Annotated in this window: 7 protein-coding genes; 3 read left to right on the forward strand and 4 right to left on the reverse strand. The window is 65.2% G+C overall.

Going from position 1 to position 7,166, the window contains the following annotated elements:
• On the forward strand, window positions 1-806 hold an 806-nt coding region (locus I5M_RS27475; protein WP_022724332.1), incomplete at its 5' end, for a CHAD domain-containing protein.
• Window positions 807-936: 130 nt separating this feature from the next.
• Window positions 937-1,746, forward strand: coding sequence for a hypothetical protein (locus I5M_RS27480; protein WP_031337797.1), 810 nt, complete (start codon window positions 937-939; stop codon window positions 1,744-1,746).
• 175 nt (window positions 1,747-1,921) lie between these two features.
• Here the strand turns inward: I5M_RS27480 and I5M_RS27485 are convergent, their stop codons facing one another.
• From I5M_RS27485 to I5M_RS27495, 3 genes are all read right to left on the reverse strand, one after another.
• Window positions 1,922-4,081: an adenylate/guanylate cyclase domain-containing protein gene (locus I5M_RS27485; protein WP_022724334.1), complete on the reverse strand. Its 2,160-nt coding sequence runs from the start codon at window positions 4,079-4,081 to the stop codon at window positions 1,922-1,924.
• A gap of 16 nt (window positions 4,082-4,097) precedes the next feature.
• Window positions 4,098-4,736 (reverse strand): hypothetical protein, encoded by a 639-nt coding sequence (locus tag I5M_RS27490; protein WP_051048846.1) that lies wholly within the window; start codon window positions 4,734-4,736, stop codon window positions 4,098-4,100.
• Between the two features lie 267 nt (window positions 4,737-5,003).
• Window positions 5,004-6,011: a CBS domain-containing protein gene (locus I5M_RS27495; RefSeq protein ID WP_031337798.1), complete on the reverse strand. Its 1,008-nt coding sequence runs from the start codon at window positions 6,009-6,011 to the stop codon at window positions 5,004-5,006.
• Between the two features lie 135 nt (window positions 6,012-6,146).
• Between I5M_RS27495 and I5M_RS27500 the strand changes: the two genes are divergently transcribed.
• The gene (locus tag I5M_RS27500; protein WP_244432111.1) at window positions 6,147-6,863 is read left to right on the forward strand and encodes a hypothetical protein; all 717 of its coding nucleotides are present in this window, start codon (window positions 6,147-6,149) and stop codon (window positions 6,861-6,863) included.
• 68 nt (window positions 6,864-6,931) lie between these two features.
• Here the strand turns inward: I5M_RS27500 and I5M_RS27505 are convergent.
• Window positions 6,932-7,166, reverse strand: a 235-nt coding sequence (locus tag I5M_RS27505; protein WP_022724338.1) for an RsmD family RNA methyltransferase, incomplete at its 5' end; no start/stop codon positions are given.

A 7,166-nucleotide genomic window follows, 5' to 3' on the forward strand; every position in this document is an offset into this window, starting at 1 on the left:
CGGTGCAACAGCCGGCGGTTCGCCATGCCGACCCAACCGGCGTGCACCAGATGCGGATCGCGCTGCGGCGGATGCGCGCAGCCATCTCGATCTTCGGCCCTATGGTCGATGGCCGGGAGAGCCGCCGGCTTCGCGGAGAGCTGAAGTGGCTCGCCGGCCGGCTCGCGCCGGCGCGCGACCTGCATCTGCTCGAACTGAAATTCACCAGCGCCCAGCTCGGCGGCGCGTCGCCGGCCTTCCTGAAGCGACTTGGCAATGACCGCGCCACGGCCTTCACCCGCGCCAAGGCCACGGTCGAACAGCCGCGCTTCCGCAGTCTGCTGCGCGACCTGCGACATTGGATCGACGGCGATGACTGGTCGAAGGCCGCGGGCCCTGATGCCGAACGCCCGGCCAAGGGCTTCGCCCGTCATGTGCTGGCGCATCGCGCCCGCAAGCTCGTCAAACGGCTCGATCGCTTGGACGAACTCGACGACCATTCGCGGCATCAGGTGCGCATCAGGGCCAAGAAGCTTTACTACGCGGCCGGCTTCTTCGAGAGCCTGTTCGACAGCCATAGCAGCGGCAAGCAGCTCGCCCGGTTCAAGAAGCAGCTCAAGAAGCTGCTCGACTCGCTCGGCGCCCTCAACGACATCTCAGTGCACCGTGAGCTGACCAGCAAATTCGCCGGCCGGGCCAAGGCCAAGCTAGACCACGAAGCCGCCGCCCAACTCTCGGACCTTGATGCCGCCGAAATCCGCAGGCAGATGAAGGCCGCCCTGAAGGCCGCCGGCAAGCTCGCCGACCGACCGCTGTTCGGCGACTAGAGCTTCTCCGGTTCTGATAGAATCATAACCGGAGAAGCTCTAGATTCTTGTTTTGACGCGTTTTCTTCACGCGAACCGGTATCCACTTCGCTCGAAAACGCTCTAATCGCTCATGCAGCCGGTGGAGAGGATGCAGGCCGAGACCGAACCCCATCCGATCGCGACGCATCCGATCGTCGAAGCCGCCACCGGCTCGCGCTTCGCCGCCACTAGGCGCTGGCTGGCGCGGCTGTCGGAATGGTCGGCGCGCGCCACCTTCCGCATCAAGCGCGGTCCGCCGGCGCTGACGATCGAGGAACTCGGCAAGAGCTGGACGCTGACGGAGCCGCAGCGTGCAGCGCTGCTGCAGCTCGGCGAGACCAAGCCCGGCGCGGCGTTCATCGACGAGAAGGTGGCGTCGATCAACCGCGCCGCGTTTCACCGCTCGGCGTTCGCGCTGAACGCTTTCACGCATTTGCTGTTCGTCGATCTCGCGGCGCAACTCTTGCTGTCGTTCACCGCGCTGAAACTGGCGCTGGTCGCGGTCAACCTCGGCCTCGTACTGATCGCGCATCTGGAGATGCGCCAGCATTTCCGCGCCCTGCTCGCCGGCCCGCGCAAGCTGCCGAAGCGGCGCCGGCTGCTCGGCCTGCTCCGCAACCCGCGCTACAACAAGGCGGTGAAGAAGAGCTCGAAGCCCTATGCGCGCAGCGCCTGGAAAGAGAACACGTTGTACCGCACTGGTTACTTCATCAACGCGGCGACGATCTTCCTCGGCTCGCAATTCATCGTGCCGCTCGACCGCCTGATCTTTCCGTTCGGCTTCCTGTTCGGCAAGATCACCGGTCTGCTCACCACCATCGTGGTGTTCTTCGACGGCTGGCGCGGCATCCGCGCCGGCGACGACGCCCGCCTGGCGCGGGAGCGCGAAGTGTCTGTGTATCGGAATCTGAATATCTGACACTGTCTACACATTCAGCATCGTCATCCTGAGGCGCGAGCGCAGCGAGCCTCGAAGGATGCGGCTGCACGCGAGGTACACGCCCAAAGGTACTCGTAGCCCATCCTTCGAGGCTCGCCCTACGGGCGAGCGCCTCAGGATGACGTTGGGTTTGTGGCGGGTCATGTCGGAGTTGCTACTTCCCCTCCAGCGCGTGCACCGGTTCCCATTCGGGGGGCGGCGGGCCCTGTGCGTAGGTCTCGGCGCGCGTGAGGAACAGAGCCGCCGGCGGATCGTCGTAGGCGATCTTGGCGAAGCTTGCGGCGGCGGCGGCGAAGTCTCGGGCGCGCCAATGGGCCAATCCTTCGGCGTAATGCTTGGCGATGGTGAGCTGCGCTGCCGTCACCTCGGCGCGCGGGCCGAGTGGCTGATAGATATTCACCGCCTGCGCCCGGCCCTTGACCCGCACCGCTTCGATCTCGCGCCAAGCAAATTCCTTTCCGGTGGCGGCCACCGTGGACTCGCTCGCAAGGATCTCGGTGGCGAAGTATTTATTGGCGCCTTCGAGCCGGGAGGCGAGGTTCACCGCGTCGCTCATCACCGTGTAATTGAAGCGTTTGCGCGAGCCGATATTGCCGACCAGCGCCTCGCCGGAATTCAGCCCGATGCGATGGCGGAGTTGCTGACCGCCGAACGCCGGCGCCGTCAGATTGAGGTGCTCCAGCCGCTCGCGGCACTCGAGCGCCGCCCGCACGGCATTACGGGCGTGGTGCGGATCGCTGACCGGGGCGCCGAACACCGCGACGATCGAGTCGCCGATGTATTTGTCGACGTAGCCGCCGTGCTTTTCGATGATCGCCGTCATCTCCGACAGATACTCGTTCATCAACTCGACCAGCGCGGCCGGCGACAGCCGCTCGGCGATACCGGAGAAGCCGACGACGTCGGAGAACAAGACGGTGACGTCGCGCATCTCGCCGCCGAGCCGCGGCAGTCTTTGCGAGCGCAGCATCTGCTCGATGACCTGCGGCGCGAGATAGAGGCCGAAGCTGGCGCGCAGGAAGCGCTCGGTGCGATCGACGATGACGAAGCGATAGCCGATCATCAGCATCAGCGCCGCGAAGCCGGCGATCACCGGTTCGCCGAGCGGCAACGCGACGGCACGTGTCATCGCCACCGTGGCAATGCCCAGCAGCGCCATCGTCGCCACGCCCCAGACGCCGGCGGCGACGATCGGACTGAGCAACCATGTTGCAATCACGACGATCAGAGAGAACGCCAACGCGGCGGCGGTTGTCGGAGCCTGTCCAAACTCGGTTAGAGCCTCACCGCCGAGCAGATTGTCCACCGCCGCGGCGTGGATATAGACGCCCGGAATGGTGCGGCGTTTGAATTGCCGCTGGCTTTTGGCCGGCGGCAGCTTGCAGCGCGGCGCGCTGCCGGCGCCTTCGATCCCGGTGGCAAAGCGCTTCGACGTCAGCTTGCGGTCTTCGACATCGAGCAGCGTGCCGATCAGCACCACCTTGCCGTCGAACTGGCGACGGAAGTATTCGGGGTCGGGCTGATCCAAGCAGGCATGGAGGTCGGCGAGCGAGTAGGTGGCGAATTCGTCGGCGCCGCCGTCGAAGTTCAGCGTCAGCGTATTGGGCACAAGGCCTTCGACACGCTGGCCGCCGAGATCGAGTGCGCCGTCTTCGAACACAGGCGACACGCCGCGTGTCCGCGCCGCGAGCTCCACCGCCATCGAGGCGATCGGTCCGGCCGGCGTCGAGAACGACAGCGGCAGCCGGCGGACGACGTCGTCGCGATCGACATAGACATTGAGGGCTCGGATGTTGGTCTGCTGGCGCACCGCGACGCGCTGCCCCGGCGACGGACTGATCGCATCGCCGTGCGCGCCGATTTCGCCCATCACCACCTTGCCGGACGAGGCGCCGGCCGCCAGTGCCCGGAGAAAGTCTCGGTCGAAACCGCGCAGCCGCGCGCCGAGCGGCGCATCGCCGAATGGGATCTCCGACTGCTCGATCGAATTCGGAAACACAATGTCGAAGCCGACCACCTTGGCGCCACCGTCGATGATGGCGGTCAGCACCCGGCCGATCTCGCGGGTCCAGGTCGTGGTCGGCGAGCCTTTGAACGGCGCCGTCAGATAGGTCTGCTCGTCGATCGCCACGACCACGACCGGCCGTTCCTCGGCCGGCATGCGCGGCCCGAACACCAGCCAGCGCGTCGCCGTGACGATATCGAGCGACAGTCCGCGGGCGACATCGAGTCCCGGCCAGGCCGCGAGCGTCGCCGTGACGACGGCGATCAGCAGCGCTGCGACGATATCGCGTCCGGTGGCACGAACCGACACTGCGGCGCGCCGCGGATCAGAACCGCAACAGCCGGCCGATCACCGGCCCCTCGTCCCGGCGCGCCGTGGCAGCGACCTTGAACACGATGTGCCGGCCGCCAAAGCTCGCCGCATAAAGGCCGCCGGCGGCCAGCGGCTTGCCGACCTTGCCGAGATCCGCGAAGCGTCCCTTGGCGAGAGTCTTGCGGTCGAGGGCGATGTCCTGCCGCTCGCCGGCGATATCTTTGCGCTCGATCACCAGCCGGCCCTTGCCGGCGACATCGAACAGCGGCACCACGCTGTAGACGGCGACCACCGGCGCGGCAGCAGAACTACGTTTGCTGACTGCGATGCTGCGAAAAGCAGTGGCGGCGCTCTGGCTGGCTTCGCTGTCGGACAGCATCGGCTTCGGTCCGGCGCAATCGATCTTGTCGGATTGAATATCGGCGAGCGACACTTTGCTCTGCTCGGTCCCGACAATCACCACGCCGCCTTTAATGGTCTCGCGCACGCAGGAGTTCAGGTAGTTGAGGACAATCTCGCCCTTGGCGCCGAGCTTGATAACCTTGCCGGGCAGCACGTAGTCCATGAACTCGACGCCCGGAACCTCACCCTTGACGTCTTCGACGATCGCCGCCGGCGCGGACACCTGCGCGGCCGCAGGAATGATCAGCAAGGCCGATCCAATGAGCGCAACAAACAAGCTTCGCATGGTGACGGCACTCCCTGACGGCGTCCAGACTTCCGCCGCAGCGTCTGCGGCGGGCTGAGGCCGCGCGGCGATCAACCATTCCCCGCCTGCCCCGGACTTTGACCTGGATCACACAAGCCATTGATCGAGCGTGCGGTGTAGCACGCGGTGCGCGATTCCGCGATGCCGGCGAGTTAGCTACCGACGCAGCTTATAGATACCGATCGGCGCAAAGATTTGAGCGAAACTGATCTATTTGTCGCGTTTCGCCCAGGCCAGATACAGGCCGATATCGCCGGGCACGCCATCGGGGAAGTCCACCACCCGCGCCAGCAGCGTGAAGCCGTGTGGCTGCAGTTCGTCCTTCCAGCGCAGATAGATATCGGCCGCCATGCCGCGTAGTGTCGACGGCCATTCCGGATCCGGCGCGTTGACGGCGCGGCCGTGGTCGCTGCACAGCTCCGCCGGAAAGCGCAGCAACAGGAATTCGTGCTCGTCCTTCCGCGCCGCGGCGCGGGCATTGTTCAGCATCCGCTGCCAACTTTCCTCGGTGAGATGCGACGCCAGCATCTGGCTGGCTTGCTGATGATGCTTTTCGTCGGCCAGCCGTTTGGCCTCGCGCCGCTTCTCCTCTTCGTGCTGCTCGTGCTCGGTGCCCAGCGCCTGGAAAGCCGCAGCGGACAAGTCATCGAGTGCAGGATCATGCGCGGGCGGCGGCGGCGCCTCGTGATGCCGCGTCAGCGCCTCGAGCTTCTCGGAAGCCATCGGCCAGTGCGAGGGATCGTCATGAACCGGATCGTGCGGACTACGCCCGTTGCGGGCAATGGTCTTGAGCAGATCGGCGCGGCTGACGATGCCGACGATGCGGCCGTCGCGCACCACAGGCACGCGCTTGATGTTCTTCTCCGACAACAGATCGGCGACTTCCGGGAGGTCGGTCTCTTCCGCCACGGTGATGACCGGCGACACCATGATCTGCCGGGCGCTGCGATGATCGGACTTCAGGAACGCCAGATAGTCCGGATGCACCTCGGTGCCCTGCGACAGGATCTGCAACCACCAGTCACGACGTGCCTCCCGGGCGGCTTCGTTGCGCGGCATCAGGTCGCCTTCGCTGATAATGCCGAGCGGCGCGCCGGCCTCGTCGACGACCGGCACCGCGCTGATGCCGTGCTTGAGCAACGTCTCGGCAACGGCGCGGACCGGCATCTCCGGCTGCACCGTGACGATGCGGGTGGTCATGACGTCTTTGGCTTTCATCGCTTCACCCTCGGCCGCTTTGTTGCGCGGCAACATAGATGACCTTGATGTCACTGTGTTGCGTCAGCGAAGGTGTTGGTATTTGATTTGGCTCAACGGTAAAAATACTGTGTTGCGACGCACGGTTGCCATCCATTGGGCCAACCGACGGTTTTGATTTACCTCAACGCCGCCAGACAGCGCGGCCTCATTTTGATTTTCGACAATGCGGGGCGCGAGCGGCCACAACTATACAGCTCGCGCCGCGCATGGCAGGTATGGAAAGAAAGCGACATGGAGTATGTCTCTGCGTTAGGGGCACTTCTGATTGTGATGTTGTTCGGGGGCGGCCTCGTCATCGTGGCCTATCTGGCATTCGACGACATGCGCACCCGAGGCACCTCTCTCAATACCGCCAGCCTGACCGACTCCATCAAGCATTCCGTGCAGTGGGTCATCACCTTGCCGACCAACACGCTGATCATGATCGGCGCGGCGGCGGTGGCGTTCATCTTCGTCTATCTGGCTGCCGACAGCGGCTACTTCCAACCTGCACCGGCTCCTCAGGCAGCGGCAGCGGATTCGGCTGCTCCTGCGACGACTGAAGCAGCAGCGGCAACCACCGTGTCGACAGCGACGGCGGCTCCGACCACGGCACCCGCGAGCGGCATCACGCGTAGCGTGACATCCGCCAGTTGCGCGTCCGATGGCTGCCCGGTGAGCTGCGGTCCCGACGAGACTCTGACGACGGCCTATTGCATCAGCGGCGGCACCGCACGGTTGTCCGATCAGCTCAAGGTCAAGGACGGAATCGTGACGGCGCGCTGTGGCTCCTCGGCCAGCAGCATCCAGGTCGCCTGCGCCAAGAAATAACAGCCTCGCTACCAGCAGCCCCATGAGCCCGGCTCGCGCCGGGCTTTTTCATGCGCGGGGCGTGGTGATCAAGCCGGATCGGTGGACAGCGCGGTGCCGAATTCCAGAATGGTGAATTCGGTGTCGTCATAGGCCCGGCGTTCGCGCTCGGTGAAGCCATCCGGCGGCGCAAAGGCAGCATCCTTGGCCTCTTCGACGATCACCAGCGCGCCCGGCACCAGCCAGCCGCCATCGCGCAGCGAGACCAGCGCCTTCTCGGCGAGTTGCATGCGATAGGGCGGATCGAGAAACACCAGACTGAAC

It is taken from the genome of Rhodopseudomonas sp. B29 (assembly GCF_000333455.1).
Classification (GTDB): Bacteria; Pseudomonadota; Alphaproteobacteria; order Rhizobiales; family Xanthobacteraceae; genus Rhodopseudomonas.

Coding starts and splice junctions, on each gene's coding strand:
- I5M_RS27480 (WP_031337797.1), top strand. CDS start 937: ATGCAGGCCGAGACCGAACCCCATCCGATCGCGACGCATCCGATCGTC.
- I5M_RS27495 (WP_031337798.1), bottom strand. CDS start 6,011: ATGAAAGCCAAAGACGTCATGACCACCCGCATCGTCACGGTGCAGCCG.